General features: G+C 39.9%; 24 protein-coding genes and 2 other annotated features. Of the genes, 1 reads left to right on the forward strand and 23 read right to left on the reverse strand.

Annotated elements, in window-relative coordinates:
• Positions 1-101 precede the first annotated feature (101 nt).
• From AC0VXV_RS13030 to AC0VXV_RS13130, 21 genes are all read right to left on the reverse strand, one after another.
• Entirely contained in the window at positions 102-491 is a 390-nt protein-coding gene (locus AC0VXV_RS13030; protein WP_475528603.1) for a thiol-disulfide oxidoreductase DCC family protein, read from the reverse strand.
• 10 nt (positions 492-501) lie between these two features.
• Entirely contained in the window at positions 502-1,374 is an 873-nt protein-coding gene (pheA, locus tag AC0VXV_RS13035) for a prephenate dehydratase (RefSeq protein ID WP_475528604.1), read from the reverse strand.
• A gap of 150 nt (positions 1,375-1,524) precedes the next feature.
• Positions 1,525-1,980, reverse strand: coding sequence for an ACT domain-containing protein (locus AC0VXV_RS13040; protein ID WP_008405215.1), 456 nt, complete (start codon positions 1,978-1,980; stop codon positions 1,525-1,527).
• A gap of 17 nt (positions 1,981-1,997) precedes the next feature.
• Entirely contained in the window at positions 1,998-3,287 is a 1,290-nt protein-coding gene (gene obgE / locus AC0VXV_RS13045; RefSeq protein WP_350477559.1) for a GTPase ObgE, read from the reverse strand.
• Between the two features lie 12 nt (positions 3,288-3,299).
• Positions 3,300-3,815, reverse strand: coding sequence for a Spo0B domain-containing protein (locus AC0VXV_RS13050; RefSeq protein ID WP_475528606.1), 516 nt, complete (start codon positions 3,813-3,815; stop codon positions 3,300-3,302).
• 201 nt (positions 3,816-4,016) lie between these two features.
• On the reverse strand, positions 4,017-4,313 hold the full coding sequence (gene rpmA / locus AC0VXV_RS13055) for a 50S ribosomal protein L27 (RefSeq protein ID WP_008405208.1): 297 nt from the start codon (positions 4,311-4,313) through the stop codon (positions 4,017-4,019).
• Positions 4,314-4,326: 13 nt separating this feature from the next.
• Positions 4,327-4,668 carry a ribosomal-processing cysteine protease Prp gene (locus tag AC0VXV_RS13060; protein WP_008405207.1) on the reverse strand — a complete coding sequence of 114 codons (342 nt, stop codon included), beginning with the start codon at positions 4,666-4,668 and terminating at the stop codon, positions 4,327-4,329.
• 16 nt (positions 4,669-4,684) lie between these two features.
• Positions 4,685-4,993 carry a 50S ribosomal protein L21 gene (rplU, locus tag AC0VXV_RS13065; RefSeq protein ID WP_079528040.1) on the reverse strand — a complete coding sequence of 103 codons (309 nt, stop codon included), beginning with the start codon at positions 4,991-4,993 and terminating at the stop codon, positions 4,685-4,687.
• Positions 4,994-5,007: 14 nt separating this feature from the next.
• Positions 5,008-5,085: a sequence feature (ribosomal protein L21 leader region), on the reverse strand.
• 45 nt (positions 5,086-5,130) lie between these two features.
• A complete protein-coding gene (locus tag AC0VXV_RS13070; RefSeq protein ID WP_475528608.1) occupies positions 5,131-5,742 on the reverse strand; it encodes a site-2 protease family protein in 612 nt (203 codons plus the stop codon).
• On the reverse strand, positions 5,743-6,282 hold the full coding sequence (locus AC0VXV_RS13075; RefSeq protein WP_475528610.1) for a hypothetical protein: 540 nt from the start codon (positions 6,280-6,282) through the stop codon (positions 5,743-5,745). It lies immediately after the preceding gene.
• Positions 6,283-6,401: 119 nt separating this feature from the next.
• Complete coding sequence (gene minD, locus AC0VXV_RS13080) at positions 6,402-7,199, reverse strand: septum site-determining protein MinD (protein ID WP_475531465.1); 798 nt, start codon at positions 7,197-7,199, stop codon at positions 6,402-6,404.
• Positions 7,200-7,286: 87 nt separating this feature from the next.
• A complete protein-coding gene (locus AC0VXV_RS13085; RefSeq protein ID WP_475528612.1) occupies positions 7,287-7,955 on the reverse strand; it encodes a septum site-determining protein MinC in 669 nt (222 codons plus the stop codon).
• Positions 7,956-8,045: 90 nt separating this feature from the next.
• Complete coding sequence (mreD, locus tag AC0VXV_RS13090) at positions 8,046-8,564, reverse strand: rod shape-determining protein MreD (RefSeq protein WP_475528614.1); 519 nt, start codon at positions 8,562-8,564, stop codon at positions 8,046-8,048.
• Entirely contained in the window at positions 8,564-9,481 is a 918-nt protein-coding gene (mreC, locus tag AC0VXV_RS13095) for a rod shape-determining protein MreC (protein WP_413078391.1), read from the reverse strand. Before mreC ends, mreD begins: the two co-directional genes overlap by 1 nt.
• Positions 9,482-9,493: 12 nt before the next feature.
• Positions 9,494-10,510 carry a rod shape-determining protein gene (locus tag AC0VXV_RS13100; RefSeq protein ID WP_079528052.1) on the reverse strand — a complete coding sequence of 339 codons (1,017 nt, stop codon included), beginning with the start codon at positions 10,508-10,510 and terminating at the stop codon, positions 9,494-9,496.
• Between the two features lie 392 nt (positions 10,511-10,902).
• Positions 10,903-11,604 (reverse strand): RadC family protein, encoded by a 702-nt coding sequence (gene radC / locus AC0VXV_RS13105; RefSeq protein WP_475528616.1) that lies wholly within the window; start codon positions 11,602-11,604, stop codon positions 10,903-10,905.
• A gap of 11 nt (positions 11,605-11,615) precedes the next feature.
• Positions 11,616-12,209 carry a Maf family protein gene (locus AC0VXV_RS13110; RefSeq protein ID WP_475528617.1) on the reverse strand — a complete coding sequence of 198 codons (594 nt, stop codon included), beginning with the start codon at positions 12,207-12,209 and terminating at the stop codon, positions 11,616-11,618.
• A gap of 106 nt (positions 12,210-12,315) precedes the next feature.
• Positions 12,316-12,912 (reverse strand): translation initiation factor 2, encoded by a 597-nt coding sequence (locus tag AC0VXV_RS13115; protein ID WP_475531466.1) that lies wholly within the window; start codon positions 12,910-12,912, stop codon positions 12,316-12,318.
• A gap of 207 nt (positions 12,913-13,119) precedes the next feature.
• On the reverse strand, positions 13,120-14,367 hold the full coding sequence (locus AC0VXV_RS13120; protein WP_475528619.1) for a bifunctional folylpolyglutamate synthase/dihydrofolate synthase: 1,248 nt from the start codon (positions 14,365-14,367) through the stop codon (positions 13,120-13,122).
• Complete coding sequence (locus AC0VXV_RS13125) at positions 14,364-15,635, reverse strand: bifunctional folylpolyglutamate synthase/dihydrofolate synthase (RefSeq protein WP_475528621.1); 1,272 nt, start codon at positions 15,633-15,635, stop codon at positions 14,364-14,366. Before AC0VXV_RS13125 ends, AC0VXV_RS13120 begins: the two co-directional genes overlap by 4 nt.
• Positions 15,636-15,729: 94 nt before the next feature.
• Positions 15,730-18,372, reverse strand: coding sequence for a valine--tRNA ligase (locus AC0VXV_RS13130; RefSeq protein ID WP_475531467.1), 2,643 nt, complete (start codon positions 18,370-18,372; stop codon positions 15,730-15,732).
• Between the two features lie 56 nt (positions 18,373-18,428).
• Positions 18,429-18,735, reverse strand: a binding site (T-box leader).
• Positions 18,736-18,852: 117 nt separating this feature from the next.
• Between AC0VXV_RS13130 and AC0VXV_RS13135 the strand changes: the two genes are divergently transcribed.
• On the forward strand, positions 18,853-19,044 hold the full coding sequence (locus AC0VXV_RS13135) for a hypothetical protein (RefSeq protein WP_339172208.1): 192 nt from the start codon (positions 18,853-18,855) through the stop codon (positions 19,042-19,044).
• Positions 19,045-19,096: 52 nt separating this feature from the next.
• Here the strand turns inward: AC0VXV_RS13135 and AC0VXV_RS13140 are convergent, their stop codons facing one another.
• The gene (locus AC0VXV_RS13140) at positions 19,097-19,684 is read right to left on the reverse strand and encodes an alanine racemase (protein ID WP_475528623.1); all 588 of its coding nucleotides are present in this window, start codon (positions 19,682-19,684) and stop codon (positions 19,097-19,099) included.
• 51 nt (positions 19,685-19,735) lie between these two features.
• Entirely contained in the window at positions 19,736-21,037 is a 1,302-nt protein-coding gene (gene hemL / locus AC0VXV_RS13145) for a glutamate-1-semialdehyde 2,1-aminomutase (protein ID WP_475528624.1), read from the reverse strand.

Below are 21,037 nucleotides of genomic sequence, written 5' to 3' on the forward strand. Positions count from 1 at the left end.
TAATTTTTCTAATAACCAGCACCATTGTTCTAATAAAACGCCCGACGCATCCTAATAAACAAAAAGAGCACTCCGCATAAAGCAGAGTGCACCTGTACATTTTATAAAAATCGTTTTCGCTGTTCTGGTGACGGTAACATGCATTCCTGCTTTTTCCCGAACCATTTGTAGCGGTTTTTGGCAATCCAGCGATACACAAGATCGCGAACCGGTTTTGGTACAACGATAAATACATAAAACATCTTCCACAAACCTGATAAATTTCGTGTAATTTTAAGCGCGGCCGTCGATTCCGTATAATGTCGATCATTTTCTATATACACAATACTGTCCGTTGTTTCCGGCACATCATACTTTTTCAACAAAGCTACTCCCACATCACTTTGAAGCGAGGCAAACTGAAACAATGCTTTCGGGTCACGTTTTATAATAAACTGGACGCTAGCATCACAGAAATTGCACTCTCCATCAAATAATAAGATTCGCTTCATGCTTTTCACCTCATTCCGGTGTGACGTATGTATAATATGTCCCGAGTGACTTCACTTTGCAGCCTAGCGCAATCAGTTCTTCCACTGCGCCTTTCATCATCGGTTCCTCTTCATCTGCTAGTATATCAGTTATGAAGAAATAATTCCCGAGTCCTGTTTTAAGTGGTCGCGATTCAATTTTGCTCAAGTTCAGTTTACGCCAAGCAAATACCGAAAGTACTTGATGCAGCGCACCAGACACATCTGTTGGTAATGTAAGCATAAAGGTTGTTTTCGGCTGTGCATGCAACGGTACTAAACCATGCTTAATATTTTGCTTCGATAAAACGAAGAAGCGCGTATGATTAAAATGGAAATCATGGATATTATGTTCGAGTATATGTAAATTATATTTTTCAGCGGCAGAAAGGTTCGCAACTGCAGCGATATAGCGGTCTTCTGTTTGTGAAACAAGCTCTGCTGCGGCAGCTGTTGAAGAATACGAAGTCTGCCTTACGTCACCATGATTATAATATAAATATTTATGGCATTGTGCCAAAGCATGCGGATGTGAATAAATCTCTTCGATTGCCTCGCTATTTTCCGCGAATTTTTTATTTACTAATAAATGCTGCTGGATTTTCGACATGACTTCAGCTGTAACGAAAAGCTCGGATTCATGATACAAATAGTCAATTGTCAGCGGAACAGAGCCTTCCAGCGCATTTTCCACAGGGACAACCGCCAGCTCAACTTTCCCCTCTGATACAGCTTCTATACATTCCGGAATAGACTTGTACGGAATATGCCAATCATTCGGGAACAAACCCTTTGTCGCTAAATATGTAAATGATGCTTCCGGACCTAGGTAAGCAACTCTTTTTTCCCAATTTTTCTCTGACATTAATAAGCACCTCGATTATAAGTTCTAAATTTTCTGGAAATTCAATCAATAAAGAAAGCTGTCCAATATGCCCTAAAACTTATTGGACAGCAATTTTTATTTAATTATATTCTGATGAAAATGCACAGGGACATCTCACTTGAAGAAAAGTTAAAATGCGCCTGAACTGATCACTTCAGCAGATTCGATAAATTCAAGTTGATTTAAGCTGCGAATAAGTTCATCCAGCTCATAAGACATGCTTGTAACATCTAAAGAAAGCGTCACATTGGCACGTCCTTGAATCGGAATCGTCTGGTGAATCGTCAGTACATTGCAATGGGCATCAGATACAGTTTCGAGTAATTTGGCAAGTGTACCTTTTCGATCTTGCAATTGAATGAAAACCGTTAAAATACGTTCTTGCACAATCGAATGGAAAGGAAAAACCGCATCACGATATTTATAAAATGCGCTGCGAGATAAATCCACTTCTTTTACCGCATCCCAAATGGACGAAACAGATCCTTTTTGCAATAATTGTTTTGCTTCCAATGTTTTTTGCATCGCATCTGTCAGGACATCTTCACGCACTAAATAATATCGCTGATTTGCTACGTTTTTCATCGTCATCCCCCACTTAATTAGTCGACAAAGTCAAATTCAAATTCCATTAAACGTACAGTATCGCCATTTTGAGCACCGCGTTTACGTAACTCTTCATCGACACCCATCGCACGTAACTGGCGAGCAAAGCGTCGAATACCGTCTTCACGGCTGAAGTCAGTCATTTTGAATAGGCGTTCGATTGTGTATCCTGAAAGCACATATGCACCATCATCATCACGTGTAATTTCGAAGTCGCCACCTTGGCCTTCATGCTTGTACATTACTACCGCATCTGACTCTTCGTCGATTACATCATGCAATAAGAACTCCGGTGTTACTTCTAAAAGATCAGCAATTTCAAATAGCAACGGCTTTAAACCTTGGCGGGAAACGGCTGAAATCGGGAAGATTTTTACGTCTTCGCCTACTTTCTTTTTAAACTCTTCCAAGTTTTCTTCCGCATTCGGCATATCCATTTTGTTTGCTACGATAATTTGAGGACGCTCAAGTAATCGTAAATTATATTGTTCAAGCTCGTTGTTGATTGTTACATAATCATCATAAGGTTCACGGCCTTCCATACCGGACATATCGATTACGTGTACGATGACACGTGTACGCTCAATGTGACGCAGAAACTGCATCCCTAATCCGACACCTTGGTGTGCGCCTTCGATTAGACCAGGTAGATCTGCCATTGCGAATGAACGGCCATCATCTGTTTCCACCATACCTAAGTTCGGGACTATCGTTGTAAAGTGATAAGCGCCGATTTTAGGTTTTGCAGAAGAAACAACAGATAGTAATGTTGATTTACCTACTGAAGGGAAACCAACTAATCCAACATCTGCTAATACTTTCAACTCCAAAATTACTTCCAGTTCCTGACCCGGCTCGCCTTTTTCGGCTAATTCCGGTGCAGGGTTAGAAGGTGTCGCAAAACGGCAGTTACCGCGTCCGCCACGGCCGGCTTTAGCAATAATAGCTTGTTGGCCATGTTCAACTAAATCGGCAATGACTGTTTTTGTTTCAGCATTCATTACAACTGTTCCCGGTGGCACTTTAACGATTAAATCTTCTGCACGACGACCGTGCATCCCTTTACTCATTCCGTGCTCTCCGCGTTCAGCTTTGAAATGACGTTTGTAACGGAAATCCATTAATGTACGTAATCCTTCTTCTACTTCAAAAATAACGTTACCGCCACGTGCTCCGTCTCCACCTGCCGGACCACCATTTGGTACATACTTTTCACGACGGAAGGCAACCATTCCATCCCCGCCGTCTCCACCTTTAACATAAATCTTTACGTGATCGACAAACATTTCTTTCACTCCTCATACGTGAAGAACATATTTCCAACTTGTATTCGTTTGTTCATATGTTTCCACATTAAAAATATTCTGTTCTATTGAAAATGGCGACTGTTCCCATTTTCCCTTTAAATGAAATGAAATATTCCATTTATCTTCATATGTTTCGATGTTTAACAGTAATTGATGCTCTTCATATGGATCAAGCTTGTCGTAAACATGAATAATTGTGTTTTCCAAGTATTGAACAATCGCTTCATCGTACTTGCTTTGTATTGGTGTACTTACATCACTTGTCATGTTTAGCTGTAAAGCCGGATAACGCCAACATAGGGTATGAAGCCATTCAACTGTTTGCGTTAATTGAAGTCGATTGATGTTCGAAAGTATTTTACAATGTTCAGACTGGTCAAAAATCACCTTTTTTGCCTCGTCCACTCGTCCTAAATCTAAGTTCATCTGAATTAAATGAAGCTGATTCAAATAATCATGATTCGCAAAGCGCAATGCTTCACTTACAGTTAATTTTGAAACGGTCATTTCACACACTCCGTTTTCCAATATTATTAGTATAACAAGTATTTCATCTATTTTCCTTCCATACTTCATACTCATACATATTCAATACTTAAGAAAATTTCAATCATCCATTTCCATAAAGGCATCTCTGCATTCAACTATGAATTTGTGTAAAAACTTAAAAAAAGGACTGCAATAAATGCAGTCCTTTCATTGCAAGAATTATGCTTCTTGAGCTGTAGGGTATACAGATACTTTTTTCTTGTCGCGACCATAGCGTTCAAATTTAACAACGCCGTCAACTTTTGCGAATAATGTATCGTCACCACCGCGGCCTACGTTTGTACCTGGGTAAATTTTTGTACCGCGTTGACGGTAAAGAATTGAACCACCAGTTACGAATTGACCATCAGCGCGTTTAGCACCAAGGCGTTTAGACTCAGAGTCACGTCCGTTTTTAGTAGAACCTACACCTTTTTTAGATGCGAAGAATTGAAGATCTAAAGTTAATAATAACATTCTGTTCCACCTCCTAGATCATTTTATATTTCAATTCGATATATTCTGAATAGCTCGCAGTCATTGTATAGAACTGCGTTACCATTGTGTTCAGAATAACTTGTAATTTAGCGTCTGTTTCATCATTCAGTTCAGCTTGTGGAACAGTTACTTTTAAGTAACCACCTTCAGCACCTTGTTCGATTTCAGGAGTAATTCCTGTAATTTGCGGGATTGCGTTTACTGCACCAAAGGCAACAGCAGAAGCACCTGCACAAACTAAATCACGACCATAGATATCCGATAAAGCATGTCCTGAAATTTCAAATCCATACGATTTACGATTTTCATCACTATAAATAGTTACTGTAATCATGTCCGTCACCTACTTATTAAGCGTTGATAGCTTCAACTACTAATTTTGTATATGGTTGACGGTGACCTTGCTTACGACGGTAGTTCTTTTTCGCTTTAAGTTTGAAAACAGTAATTTTCTTTTGCTTACCTTCTTTAACAACTTTCGCTGTTACAGTAGCGCCAGCAACTGTTGGAGCTCCAACTTTAACTGTTTCTCCACCTACGAATAAAACTTTGTCAAAAGTAACGACTTCGTCAGCAGCCACACCTAGTTTTTCAACATAGATTTCTTGACCTGCTTCAACTTTGATTTGTTTACCACCAGTTTCGATAATTGCGTACATTAAAATGCACCTCCTCTTAGACTCAGACTCGCCCGGAATTGCAGGTGACCTATAAAGATACTTAAACCTGTTCAGCGCGGTTGCAGTAGCACGGGTGCTACAAACAATAACATTAAAATACTACCACACCGAAATTATCAAGTCAACCGCTTCATTACTATTTTTTCAAAAGCAGAACGGTATTTTCGATATTTCCAATCTCCAATTACTTTGCTCCATAAAAAGAGGCATATAATTGCTAAAGATAATGTTTGCGGCAATAAATATAATAGTACGATAATTGTTACCGTAAGTAAATAAAAAGAAGCCGTTAAATAAAATTCGAAAATTTTAGAAAACGGCCGCCGTTTCAAAATACTGTAACATACTATTCTTCCACCATCGAGTGGCCAAATAGGAATAAGATTAATAGCAAGAATAAATAACTGCACTTCTATTAATCTCGCACTCAGCATATCAGGCAGAAATAAACTGATAAAGATTCCCACACATGTTGCAACCGGTCCGCCAATAGCGATAATGATCAGCTGCTGATAAGATAATTGCAATTCATCCTTGATCGTCATCTCCCCGCCGTACGGAACAATTTTACATTGCGTTATTTTTGCTCCGACTAGCTTTGCAGCGATAAAATGACCTAATTCATGAAATAATAGCGAAACAATAATAATACTGTATAAAGCAATATCACCATATAAAACAATTGATAAGAGCAGTAACAAAAATAATGGATGAATCGTAACTTTCATCTAAATCGGCTGTTCCTTTAGCCAGCGAATCGTTTCTTCCATATTTAAAACTTCCCCGTTACGTTCAATCTGAATGTAGAGTTCCCCACTTTTTTTCGTTGCGACAATAGTTCCTTTTGTCACTGTCGTGTATGGTAAAACATAGAAGTCGTCCACAAATCCAAATGTAACCGTATCGCCTGTATCATAAACAACCGAGACCGTTTTTCCGTTATACTTTGTATGTCCCGTAAACACAATCATCCCATCATACAATGCATTTAATACGAACGGTTCTTCATACACGAGTAAATATCCGTCATTAAAACGATCAATCGTCTCAAACAGCTGTAATTGACTAATCGATACATCTGCACTAACAGGGAGCTGCTGGTCTTCATTAGACAACATATTCACAACCGCTTTTCGCATCATGACTAAATCATCTGAACTATAGACAATGGAATGAATGACACGTTTTGTAGCGATATCCCCATAATAATTACAGCTATAAATAACAACAAAGACAATACTCGCGATGAGCCACTGCCATTTTTTCAAGCTCACCATCCAATCTTTTTGCACTATTATATGTCAGGAACGACAATACAATTCAAGAAAGCCTGTACATAGAAAAAAGCTGTAAAGAATAATTGATTTTATCCCATACAGCTTACTTCTTATTTAAATAATGCTTTTAGTTTCGCGAAAACGCCTTTTGGCTGATCATCTTCCAAGGACATTAACGGCACAGAATCACCTAATATACGGCGTGAGATATTACGGTATCCCAGTGATGCTTTGTTGTTAGGATTCATGACAATTGGTTCACCTTTATTGGATGAACTAATAACATCTTCACTATCGACAATGATTCCCAATAAATCAATCGATAAATGTGTAGTTACTTCTGTAATATCCATCGCATCTCCGTTGTTCATCAAACTTTTACGGATTCGGTTAATAATAAGTTTCGGCGGTTCGATCGGCTCCTGCTCCAATAGTCCGATAATTCGATCCGCATCTCTTACTGCTGAAATTTCAGGTGTCGTCACAACAATGGCACGATCCGCACCAGCGACCGCATTGCGGTAGCCTTGCTCAATACCAGCCGGACAATCAATTAAAATATAGTCAAACTCACGCTTCAACTCATCTATCAAAGCTTTCATCTGTTCTGGGTTGATGGCGTTTTTGTCTGTGTTTTGGGCAGCTGGCATCAAGTATAAACGTTCATCTACACGCTTGTCCTTTACTAATGCCTGATGCGTTTTACAGCGGCCTTCAATTACATCCACTAAATCATAAATGATCCGATTTTCCAAGCCTAATATAACATCTAAATTACGCAGTCCGATATCCGTATCGACTAGACAAACTTTCTTTCCTTGAAGTGCCAATGCCGTTCCTAGGTTTGCAGTCGTAGTAGTTTTCCCTACCCCACCTTTTCCTGAAGTTATAACGATTGCTTCTCCCACATTAGCGGCCCCTTCCTTATATAAGGTAGCTTTTTGAGCTCCAGTATCATCAGTATTCTTAGAGAATAATAATTCTTCATCACTCATTTAGCTTCCTCCTTTGAATGTTGATAAATTCGGTCGTACATTTCTTATTTCCTGGATTCTATCATATGCTATTACCTTATTTTCTCCAAGATAGGCAAAAATTTGATCGGTATTATCTAATATATATTGCGACTCGTTCGTCATTACTTCCACATAATTCCCAATTAATATATGTGTCGGTTCAAAATGTGACGCGGATACAATTGCTTGTTCATTGCCACCCATGCCTGCATGCACAATGCCTTTTAACTTACCCGCAATATGTACATTACCCCCTGCCTCAATACGTCCGTTTGGATTGACATCACCTAACACAAGTATATCACCTGTTACACGAATCGTTTGTCCGGAACGCACAATGCCTACATATGTTTCAAAGCGACTTGTCTCAAGCAGTTTATGGCTTTCTTCTAATGTAATGACATCACTTTGAATCTTTTTCACACATAGTTTTTGCTGTTCTTCCACAATTTCAGTAAGCTGGTCTTTTTGTTCTTGTGTACAGTAACGTCTTCCTAAGTGCAATTGTACATCTATTTTACCATCCAGATGGCCGTCTGTAACTTTTTTTCCAAGTTCTTCTACCAACTCGGAAAAAGAACACTGGTCATCCAAACGAAGTACTAACCCATCTTTTGTTCCTTTAATATGGATAAGTTGTTTTTTCATAGCTTTTTCAAGTCACCTCGCGCTACATAATAACGAAAAAAAACAAGCGGATTACAGATCCGATTTGTTTCTTTTCGTTTTTTTTAAATGCTATTGTGCCCGTTGAAATACACGAGCGCTAAGACAATATTTAAACGCCCATGCAAGCATTATCAAAAATAATAGATTACCAATTGTTGTCGGAACTAATCGATTCACTAGAAACGGCTGAAGCGCCATCGTTGTAAATTGGAGCATATAGAAAAATTCATATACAACAAATTCGAAAACAATCATTAGCAATAATGCCAAAATCGTAGAAAATACTAAATGTGGATGAACACGTTTTACACACCATGCCGCGACATAGCAGATAGCGGGATATAAAACCGTATAAAGACCAATAATATTAATATAAAACACATCAAAACAAAGTCCAAAAATAAGACCATAAATCATGGCTTTTTTTCGGCTGTAATAAATGGCTAGAAAGATTAAATATAAAATTAAAAAACGCGGAATCAAATAATAGATTCCTTCCCCCAACTGCAATGGGGAGAAAACGGCGAATTCAGATTCAAGCAAAAATAGCAAGACAGCAACGAAGCCAATTAAAAATCGAGCGAGCATTACTCATCCCCCTCATTTTCATCGGCTGGTCCATTTACTAAATCTTCATTTGTACTTCCACCGTCAGAACCATCTACAGAAATTGTTTTGCGCTTAGCAATAATAACATGTTCGATCATTGAAAAATCTGCTGCTGGTTTGACATAGGCCATTTTCGTTAAACCGAAATCATCAGTTGTTACTTCTGTAATCTCACCGATTAAGATACCTTTCGGGAAGATTCCGCCAAGTCCGGAAGACAATACTTTTCCGCCTTCTTTTAGATCAACTTTGGAATCGATACGCTTTAATAATAATTCGTTACGCTCAACGTCATAACCTTCTACTAAACCATGAATTTCCTTATTCTTTTCATCATGTACTACTGCTGATACACGATAGTTTTCATTATTCGTATAAAGCAATTCCACTTCGGAAGTATAAGGTGTTGCGATGACAATTTTACCAACTAGCCCTCGAGAAGTCATAACAGCCATGTTTTTTTCAACACCATCTGCTGTCCCTTTATTTAATATAATTTTTTCTTCCCACTGATCAGGGTTTCTCGCGATGACCGTCGCCTGAATTGGGTCGAAATCACGCAAACTTTCCTCGATTGATGCGAGTTCACGCAATGAAGAATTTTCGGCCTTTAATGTACTTACTTCCGCCTTCAGGACGGCAAAGTCTTCTAGACGCATTTTTAAGCGCTGGTTCTCTTCATACGTATTTAACAGCGAATCAATATTGCTAAAAATACCTGTTATGTAATTAGCCGGCTTTGCGACAAGCGATTGTGCAAAGCCAACTGTATCTTTAATAATTTTCTCGGGTAATGTTGCGTTATGACGATCACGTAAAGAGAAACCAATCAATGCCACTAGAAAAATCACGCTTACTAATAGGACAATTAACTTTTTATTAGAAAAATGTGGCACTGCCAGTCCTCCTTACTTCAATTGTTGCGCGCGAATTAAAGCGATGTTGTCTAATGCTTTACCCGTTCCGATTGCAACACAATCCAACGGATCTTCAGCAATAAATACAGGCATTTTTGTTTCATCGCTGATTACTTTATCTAGATTGCGTAATAATGCACCACCGCCTGTTAAAACAATGCCGCGCTCCATTACGTCTGCAGATAATTCAGGTGGTGTTTGTTCCAATGTTTTCTTAACGCCATCTAAAATAACTACAATAGCTTCATGTAAAGATTTTGAAATTTCATCTGATGTAATTTCAATTGTTTTTGGTAAGCCAGTTAACAGATCGCGTCCGCGAATTTCCATCGTTTCAGCAGGTCCTTCAGCACGTGCCGTACCAATTTCTACTTTGATGCTTTCAGCTGTACGCTCACCAATTGTTAAGTTATATGTTTTACGGATGTAAGCAATGATAGATTGATCCATTGCATCACCACCAACACGTACTGATTCACTTGTTACAATACCACCAAGAGAAATAACAGCAACTTCTGTTGTACCTCCACCGATATCAACTACCATCGAACCTGTTGGCTCCCATACCGGCAAGTTAGCACCGATTGCTGCCGCAAATGGTTCTTCGATTGTAAATGCTTCTTTTGCGCCCGCTTGACGGCTTGCATCAATAACCGCACGTTGCTCAACTGAAGTAATACCATATGGCACACAAATCATGACATTCGGTTTCTTCCAGTTAGAACCCGATGCTTTCATTGCTTCTTTTAAATAATATTGGATCATTGCTGTTGTAATTTCAAAATCAGCAATAACGCCATCTTTCATCGGGCGGATAGCTACGATTGAACCCGGTGTACGACCGATCATATTTTTTGCGTCATTTCCGACTGCTACAATATCGCCTGTTTTTGTATTTTTCGCTACTACTGAAGGTTCACGTAATACAATTCCTTTACCTTTTACAAATACTAATGTATTAGCTGTGCCAAGATCGATCCCGACATCTTTATTCCCTAATCCAAACAAATTAAGTACTCCCTTTCTTATTAAAACGATTTCTAATTTATGATGCTAGCAAAATCATACGCTCTATTATAACGAATTACATCAAAAAATTATAGTGTTACAAGCACCGAATCGCGACTTTTGTCGAATGTTTTTTTCTACAACACTACTTTACTATTGTATTTCTATTTCCGTTACGAGACAAATAAAATTAATATGTAAGATTTAACAAAATCGCCACATGCATATGACGAATATAACAAATAAAAGTTGCGATTGCGAAAATTGTCGACGAATTTTTAAATCCGTAATAATTGTTATCGCAATGTAATAATTCCTAATTATAAAATAACTGCAAAATAAAAATAAAAAGACAAACGCTTTAATACGTTTGTCCAGTTATCTAGAATTTCTTAGAAATATCCCTTTTCCTTCATACTTATAAACTGATGATCACCAATAATGACGTGGTCGAGCAAATCGACTCCGACTATTTTGCCGGCTTCATAAAGTCTTGTTGTGACATCGATATCTTCGGGACTAGGTGTCGGGATGCCGCTTGGATGGTTGTGGGAGCAAATGATAGAAGCAGCGGAACGTTTTACAGCTTCGCGGAAGATTTCCCGTGGATGGACGATGCTGGCATTTAAGCTCCCAACAAAGATGGTTTGTTTGTGGAGTACCTGATTTTTTACGTTGAGGAAAAGACAGACAAAATGCTCCTGCTGTAATGATGTCATATCCTGCATTAGGAAGGTCGCTGCATCTTCCGGCGAACGGATTGTAAAGCGTTCTTCTAAATCTTTCGATGCCAGTCTTCTACCTAGTTCGATCGCGGCAAGCAGCAAAACTGCTTTTGCTTCCCCTATTCCTTTAATCTCGGTAATTTCTTCAAGTGTTGCATGCTTTAAGTTATGCAATTTTTCAAAGTTAATCAATACCCGATTGGCTACTGTCAAAACAGATTCTCTTTTTGTGCCGGTGCCGAGCAATATGGCAATGAGCTCCTGATTGGACAGGCTTCTTGCGCCTTGGCGGATGAGGCGTTCACGCGGGCGGTCTGCTTCATGTACGTCATGGATTTTCATATTCAATAACGGTTGTTGGACCGTCATTTACATCACTCCTAAAATGGTAGTTTTAGTAGTTGTAATGTAAGCATTTTTTGAACTAATGTAGCAATCGGTAAACCGACAACATTATTATAGTCTCCTTCAATACGGTCAACGAGCATGGCGCCACTCGTCTGTATTCCGTATCCGCCTGCTTTATCGAAGGGATCTCCTGTCTGAACATAGGCCTTGATCATTTGCGGAGAAACATCTTTAAATAGCACCGATGTTACTTCTACAAATGTATGCTCTGTTCCGTCCGCCAAAATAAGTGCTACTGCTGTCATCACTTCATGTCGATTTCCTGCAAGCTTCGTTAAATGCTCTACGGCTTCTTCCTCCGAAACAGGCTTGTGCAATATTTGGTCATTAAACACAACAATTGTATCCGCTCCGATAATACAATGATTCGGACATTTCTTAGCCACATCACGCGCTTTCAATAATGCCACTTCTGTCACATATTCATGAACCGTATCGCCAGTGACGCTTGTTTCGACAACATCGCTTGTCACAATTTCAAACGGGACATTCAGCATTTGGAGCAATTCCTTTCTCCTTGGTGAAGCAGAAGCTAATATGAGTTGTTCATTTGTAGTAAAATTCATTTCCAATCCTCCTACACACTATAGTAACTGAGAAATGGAAATTTGAACAACAGCCAACTCTATTTGCAAATTTGGGTAAAACACGATTTCATTATGTTTTCATCAATTAAAATGTTACTTTCAAGCAATCAAGACTCTCAAAATAATTTATAAACATATGCAGACGAACAACATTCGGATTCGTGGAAAGCTTTGAAACTTCTGTCATAAGCCCTGTCCAGTCTTCTGGTACCTGTTGTTTGTCAATTGGTTCAGTCTCCTCTTTCGAGAACAATTTCGAATCTTTCAATGTGACCGGCAGCTGTTGTTCTGCAGGATTAGGACAGCTGCTCGCAATCGTAATTTTTTTATAAAAACCGGTCGGTACAATCGTTAATGCGGTTTCCACTTTTTCTGTATCCAGTCGTGACCAGACAAAATACTGATCGTCCACTTTAACAACGGCTGCTTTATTTAACGTAGGGTAAGTCCCCAAAAATTGTGCTGCACTATCAAAATTTGAAAAAACACCATGCTGCAATGCAAAATACTGTTGTTGTACTTGCTCCTCCTCAGGTGTTTGAACAGTCGGGATTGTTTCTGCAGCTTCTTCGGTTGTCGTAGGTAGTTGCAGAATAAAAACAAATAGTATGACGCCAGCAAGCCCTGTAATACTTCCTATGAACATTGCTTGAAAAATGGCATTATTCCTTAAAGCTTTCATCGTTGCCACAGCTCCATCTCTTTTTCATACAACAATAGCAAAATAGCGATAAAAAAAGAGGAGACTGCTGTCGCCTCCCCCTAAAAAGTTTTCGCTATTATTCTTCTTTATTTGCAGCCCGCTTTTCTATTTTGGCAATTCATACTTTTCAAATTGCCTCAAACCGCACTATGCGCGCTTTATCCCGGATTTGTGGCCTGGTCGGCATCAGTGCATATTTCGTCGAATTTCACTCAGTAAATAGAGTGAACCGGTAACAATTCGAACTGTCCCACCTATTACCGGGCGCTGTAAAAATTCGTTTACATCTTCTATTATTTGTTTTTCCTTCGCCTGACTAAGTTCATAAAGAGTCATTGCCTGCATTGCCCGCTCATTATGAATATTGGCGAAATAAAAAGCATCACCGACTTCTTCCAATAACCGCAAAATTGTTTTGACATCCTTGTCCGCCAGTAAACCGATGACAAATTCTATTTGTTTGTTAGGAAAGTGTTCTTTTACCGTATCAACCAATGACTGAATACTTGCAGGATTATGTGCTCCGTCAAAATAAAGATTCGGCCGGATTTGTTCAAAGCGCCCGGCAAGTATTGCATTATTCACACCTGTGCGGATCTTTTGTACATCTAGCGGCAATTCGAAATACTTTAAAACTTCCAGAAGTGCAGTAATGGCCAATGCCATATTATGCCCTTGATGTTTTCCTGGTAGCTGACGCTTTAAATCTGAAATTTTGAGTTGCAGTAATGGATACTCATACGCTTCGGTTCCTTCATTTTTTGAAACGAAAAAGTCGGTGCCATACTTGAATAATGGCACATTTTTCTGAACGGCTTCCTTTTCGAAAACTTCGGTAACCTCTTCTGTCATTTCCCCAATTACCGCCGGACGGTTTTCTTTCAATATGCCGGCTTTATGATATGCGATACTTGTTAATGTATTGCCTAAAAAATTCGTATGTTCCAAAGCGATACTCGGCACAACCGAGACGATCGGTGTCACTACATTTGTACTGTCTTCTCTGCCGCCCATCCCTGCTTCAATTAACACTAAGTCCGGTTTTTGCTCGGCAAAAAATAAAAGCGCCACCGTCGTCAATAGTTCAAAGTCCGTCAGTTTCCCGCTAAGTCCTGCTTTCGCCAACTGCTGAAACATCCGGTCCATCTGCTCATTAGTGATTGATCGGCCATCAATTTGTATTTGATCATGAACATCTACAATACAAGGTGACATAAACTTCCCGACTGATAACCCGTATTCACGTGCCATTCCTTCAATAAATGCCAATGTTGAGCCTTTTCCGTTTGTTCCAGCTAAATGGACTACATTCAGCTGTTTTTCAGGCTGCCCAAGCAGACGAAGTGCGGATTCAATTGCGTCCAAACCCGGCTTGATCGCTCGTTCACTTTCCACTTGCCAACGCTCTTTGTATACCTCCAGTAATGGAATCATGCAATCCACCCTCTTTCTGCAAACAAACTGCGCACTTCAGCAATAAAATATAAAGAGCCGGTAATAACGAGCAGCTCATCTTCAGCCAATTGATTCATTTCTTTTTCAATTAGCTCCTGCCAGTTCGAATGCATAAACTTTTTTGTATGTGTGCTTTGCTCATATAATTGTTTCGCTGTCGCCGCGCGCGGCAAATCAATTTGTGTGAAGTGCATTTCAGATGCGACATCATCCATTAATTTTATACTTACACCATGGTCCTTATCCTGCAATGCAGCATACACAAACTTCACTTTTTGCTGTGGTGCAGTTTCCTTTAATGTATGAATGAGGGCAGTCGTCCCTTCCGAATTATGGGCACCGTCCAAAATAATATTATGGCGCACTTTTTCAAAACGCCCTTCCCACTTCGCATGCTGTAAGGCCAATTTTACTTTTTGCGCACTAAAGGATTCAAGATATAAATGTGCTGCAGTAATGGCAAGCGCGGCGTTGGCCATTTGATGTTCCCCTGCCATAGCAAGTTCAATTTTGTCGATGATGATACTCCCTCGGTAGTCAAAATAAGCACCTTTTTGATTCTCCACATAAAAGTGTTCGCCCAACGTAAAAATCGGAGCATGTAGCTGTGCTGCCGTTTGCTGAATTACCGCGAGGGCTTCCTCATTTTTTACTCCTACAACGACCGGCTTACCTTGCTTAATAATTCCTGCTTTTTCTGCGGCTATTTCGGCATATGTCTCACCGAGCATATCTGTATGCTCAAGCGAAATTGTTGTAATGATACATACTTCAGGCGTCACAACGTTTGTCGAGTCCAAACGCCCTCCAATACCGGTTTCAAGCAATGCGATATCCAATGACTGCTCCGAGAAGTATTTTAGGGCAAGCAATGTCATGAACTCAAAAAAGCTTGGGAATTTCCCGCCCAATTTATTTTCAATAACTTCCGCAATTTCATTTGCAATACGTAAAAAGTCCTCTTCGGAAATTTGTTGTTTATTGATTGTCACCCGTTCATTTGCACGCTCAAGATGCGGAGATATGAAAGCGCCGACCGTTAAGCCGTGCTCGATAAAAATCTCACGTGCCGCATTTAATGTTGAACCTTTTCCATTGGAACCGGCAAAATGGATGAATTTTGTTTTTTGTTCCGGGTTGCCAAGCGCATCCAGGATGATCTTTGCTGACTGTAATGGTTCACCTTTATATTGGCTTGCTTTTAATTTAAAAATAAAATCTGTGCATTGCTCCATCGTTTGAAACATTATGTTCTCTCTCCAATACGGCTAATATGTAATATGTTTTATTATAGCTGAATTAAAAGAAAGAGGCACCGTTATACGGTACCTCTCTTTGGCATTACATATTTTTCAGTTCTGCAATGCGTTTTTCAACTGTTGCGTATTTTGCTTCATAGTCCGCAAGTTTTTCGCGCTCTGTTGCTACTAATGCTTCCGGTGCTTTTGAAACGAATCGTTCATTCGATAGCTTTCCGGAAACTAATTTTACTTCTTTCGCCCATTTGTCGAGCTCTTTTTCAAGACGTGCTATTTCTTCTTCAATATTGATTAAGCCTGCAAGTGGCATGAAGATCTCTGCTCCTGAAACAACTGCTGACATCGCCTGTGCTGGTGCTTCAAGATTCGCTCCGATTGTTAAGCCATCCGGGTTACAGAATTTTTCAATATAGCCTTTGTTCACTTCAAGCACTGCCGATGTTTGTTGATCTTTTGCTGAAATCGTCATCGGTACTTTTTTGCTCATTGGTGTATTCACTTCTGCACGAATATTACGTACAGCACGGATAATATCCATCAACAGCTGCATATCGCCTGCTTCTGCAGTGAAGTTGAATGCCGGATTTACAGTCGGCCATGCAGCAACTGTAATTGAATCCCCTTCATGCGGCAAGTGCTGCCAAATTTCTTCTGTTACGAAAGGCATGAATGGGTGCAGTAAACGCATCGTGTTGTCTAAAACGTGAGCAAGTACTGAACGAGTCGTTAATTTAGCTGCTTCGTCTTCACCGTATAATGGCAATTTCGCCATTTCGATATACCATGAACAGAAGTCATCCCAAATAAAGTTGTAAAGTTCACGGCCTACTTCACCGAACTCGTATTTATCAGATAATGTTGTAACACGGTCAATCGTTTCATTCAAGCGTGATAGAATCCATTTATCCGCTGTTGAAAGGTTACCTGTTAAATCAATTTGCTCATATGTTAGGCCTTCCATGTTCATCAATGCAAAACGAGAAGCATTCCAGATTTTATTTACGAAGTTCCATGTAGATTCTACTTTTTCTGTAGAGTAACGTAAATCCTGACCTGGAGATGAACCTGTTGCAAGGAAGTAACGCAACGAATCCGCACCGTATTGGTCGATTACATCCATCGGGTCAACCCCGTTACCAAGTGATTTAGACATTTTGCGGCCTTCAGCATCACGAACTAAACCATGGATTAAAACGTCTTTAAATGGACGCTCGCCTGTGAATTCTTTCCCTTGGAAAATCATACGGCTTACCCAGAAGAAGATGATGTCATAGCCCGTTACTAAAGTATTTGTCGGGTAGTAGCGCTTGAACATTTCAGATTCTTCATTTGGCCAATCCATTGTAGAAAACGGCCATAACGCAGATGAGAACCATGTATCAAGAACATCTTCGTCCTGTGTCCAATTCTCAGCATCTTCAGGTGCTTCTTTTCCTACATAAAGCTCGCCTGTTTCTTTGTTGTACCATGCTGGAATTTGATGTCCCCACCATAATTGACGAGAAATACACCAGTCATGAATATTTTCCATCCAGCGGTTATACGTGTTTTCAAAACGATTTGGTACGAAGTTTACTTTTTCGTTTTCTTCAACCTGCATTTTTAATGCTTCTTCAGCAAGTGGAGCCATTTTTACGAACCACTGCTTAGAAAGATATGGTTCTACAACAGCATTCGTACGCTCTGAGTGACCAACTTGGTGGACATGTGGTTCGATTTCGATTAATACACCCGCTTCTTGTAAATCTGCAACGATTTGCTTACGGCATTCGAAACGATCCATACCTGCATAAATACCCGCTAAGTCATTCATTGTACCATCTTCGTTCATAACTAAAATGCGTTCTAGGTTATGACGGTTCCCTACTTCAAAGTCGTTCGGGTCATGTGCTGGTGTCATTTTTACAACACCTGTACCGAATTCCATATCTACATAGTCATCTGCAACGATTGGAATTTCACGACCTACGATAGGTAAAATAACTGTTTTCCCTACTAAGTGTGCATAGCGCTCGTCTTCCGGGTGTACAGCTACACCAGAGTCACCTAACATTGTCTCTGGGCGAGTTGTGGCAACACGTAATTTACCTGAACCATCAGCAAGCGGGTACTCCATATGGTAGAATGCGCCTTCTACTTCTTTGTGGATTACTTCGATGTCTGACAGTGCAGTTTTAGCAGCTGGGTCCCAGTTAATAATACGCTCACCACGGTAAATATAGCCTTTTTCGTATAGTTTAACGAATACTTCTTTTACAGCATCCGATAAACCTTCATCAAGTGTAAAACGCTCTTTAGAATAGTCTAAGCCTAAACCTAATTTCGACCATTGTGCACGGATGTGAGAAGCATATTCTTCTTTCCATTCCCATGTTTTTTCAAGGAACTTTTCACGGCCAAGGTCGTAGCGGGAAATACCTTCACCGCGCAATTTCTCTTCAACTTTCGCCTGTGTCGCAATACCCGCATGGTCCATACCTGGCAACCATAGTGCATCATATCCTTGCATGCGCTTCATACGAATTAAAATGTCTTGCAATGTTGTATCCCAAGCGTGGCCGAGGTGCAGCTTACCTGTTACGTTTGGCGGTGGGATAACGATAGAGTATGGTTCCTTATCGCTTGTTGGATCTGCTTCGAAAAATTTGCCTTTTAACCACCATTCATAGCGGCCGGCTTCAGTTTGCTGCGGATCATATTTTGTTGGCATTGTAATTTCCGTCATGATGAATTTCTCCTTTGTCACCTTATTATTAGACATAAAAAACTCCCTTCGTCTTAAAAAAGGACGAGGGAGTTAATTCGCGGTACCACCTTTATTTCCGATCGGGTTTAGTCAAGCATTCGCATTCCTTATCTGACATATGCTTTCTTTAGTGAAAGAAAAGCGCAAGCAGTCAATATGCAGCTTTGCAATGCCCAATCGGCACTTCATTCGATAACGGTGTTTAACCGGACCCTAGCTACTATCAGTTCACTAAGTCAGCTCCTAGGCTACCTTCTGCATGGTTGATGGAGAAACTTTTCAGCTACCGTTTCCTCTCTTGCCATCGATCTCATACGTACTCTTCCTATTCTTCGCTTCAATTATATAGTTGCACTTTATTTTAAGCTGTTTTTAATGAAATATCAAGCACGAATGAGGAATATACTTTAACACGTTATTTGCGCTCTTCACATATACTATGCAAAAGGAGTCTGGACATTGCGAAAAAACTACAATCCTTATTTATTGCCTCCATGGCTGCGAAAATTCCGTTTCTTTATGCGCCATTGTATTTTGCCGATTACGATTTTTCAGGCGATTCGAACGGTCTTTCTTCCGACAACGGGTGATATATTATTGCTGGCCATTCTAATTTTATTTACTTACTTATTGCTCACAGATTTCATTTAAAATTCACAACAAAAAAATGTTCCGTAAGCTTCAATTCTTACGGAACATTTATTTATTTTTTCAATTGTATTTGCACGCGACTATATGCATCTGCCAACTGTTCCAGGAAATCAAGCTCATGGGGAACGGTTTGGGCCATCTGCGTTGATTCTACCTCTTTTTCCGCTTGAAGTCGGGGTTGTACTTCTTCTACAGGTTGTTCAACAACGATTTCTTCAACTGGTGCCGGCTCCTCTACTTCAGCAATTGCTTGTACTTTCTTTTCCACATCACAATGGACTGCCCAACTACATGAGCAATAGCCATTATTCGGCTCCACTTTAATATCATTTATGCGAAGTGAAACAGCTTCAATGTCATCGTTCGGAAAATCTACTGAAAAAGGCAGGGCGTATTCGAAATAACCATGATCTTTTTCAATATCCATATGCTCGATATAGATACCTTCCTCAATTTCATCCTCGCGTGCTACATGATCAAATTGAATATTTCCTTTTACTACATAAATTCCTCTTACTACGACGGAATCTTCGCTAATCTCTTCATGCCATTTCGGTTCTACTACTATTTTAGAATTCTCTTGAACATTTCCTAATTGCTTTGGAAATGTAAATGTCTCTTTCATTTCCCACTGTTGCATAAAAAATCCCCTCCCTACGCTTACATTATGCATAGAAAGGGAATTTATGATTTATTTATGAGATTGTCTCGCTAATTTTTCAAAGACATTATGGAATGCCTGAACTGTTTTAGCGATATGTTCCTCTGTATGCGCCGTTGAAATAAATAGTCCTTCAAATTGTGATGGTGGCAGGAAAATTCCTTCTTCGGCCATTAGCTTGAAGTATTCTGCAAATAACTCTAAATCCGAACTTTTCGCAGATTCAAAATCGATTACATCTTCGTTTGTAAAGAAGAAACCGATCATCGACCCTGCACGATTCACTGTATGTGGAATATTGTATTTCGTCGCTGCCGCACGGAAACCTTCTTCCAACTGATCTCCTAGTTTGCGGAAGTACTCATATGAGTCTTTGTTCAGGCGGCTTAGTGTTTCATAGCCTGCTGTCATTGCAAGCGGATTACCTGATAATGTACCTGCTTGGTAAATCGGACCTGCCGGAGCGATTTTCTCCATAATTTCGCGCTTTCCGCCAAATGCACCAACCGGTAAACCTCCGCCGATTACCTTACCTAAACAAGTAAGATCAGGTTTAATTCCGTAATATTCCTGGGCACAGCCATAGTCTACACGGAAGCCTGTCATAACTTCATCGAAAATTAAAACCGTTCCATTCTCTTCTGTCAGTTTACGCAGCCCTTCAAGGAAACCTGGCTGTGGCGGCACAACACCCATATTGCCGGCAACCGGTTCTAAAATAACTGCAGCTAAATCAGCGCCGAATTTTTCGAATACTAATTTTGCTGATTCCAGATCATTATAAGCAACCGTTAATGTATTTTTGGCAATATCAGCCGGAACACCCGGTGAGTCAGGTAAACCAAGTGTCGCTACACCCGAACCTGCTTTAATCAGCAGTGAATCCCCATGACCGTGATATGAACCTTCAAATTTTAAAATTTTATCGCGTCCAGTAAATCCTCGCGCTAAGCGAAGTGCAGACATTGTTGCTTCTGTGCCTGATGATACAAAACGAATCATTTCCACTGACGGCAAACGGTCCATTACAAGCTTCGCCAATTTGTTTTCTGAAACAGTAGGTGCACCGAATGATGCGCCTTTAGCTGCCTGATCCTGAATAGCCGAAACAACTTCCGGGTGTGCATGTCCTAAAATTAACGGACCCCATGATAAAACATAGTCAATATATTCATTGCCATCAATATCTTTAATTACTGCACCTTTGCCCGAATCCATAAATATCGGATCCAAGTTTACAGATTTAAATGCACGTACAGGAGAGTTTACTCCTCCTGGCATTAAATCAACCGCTTCCGTAAATGCTGCTTTTGACTTTTCATAACTACGCAT

The sequence above is a fragment of the Solibacillus sp. iso_87 genome, from assembly GCF_056173085.1.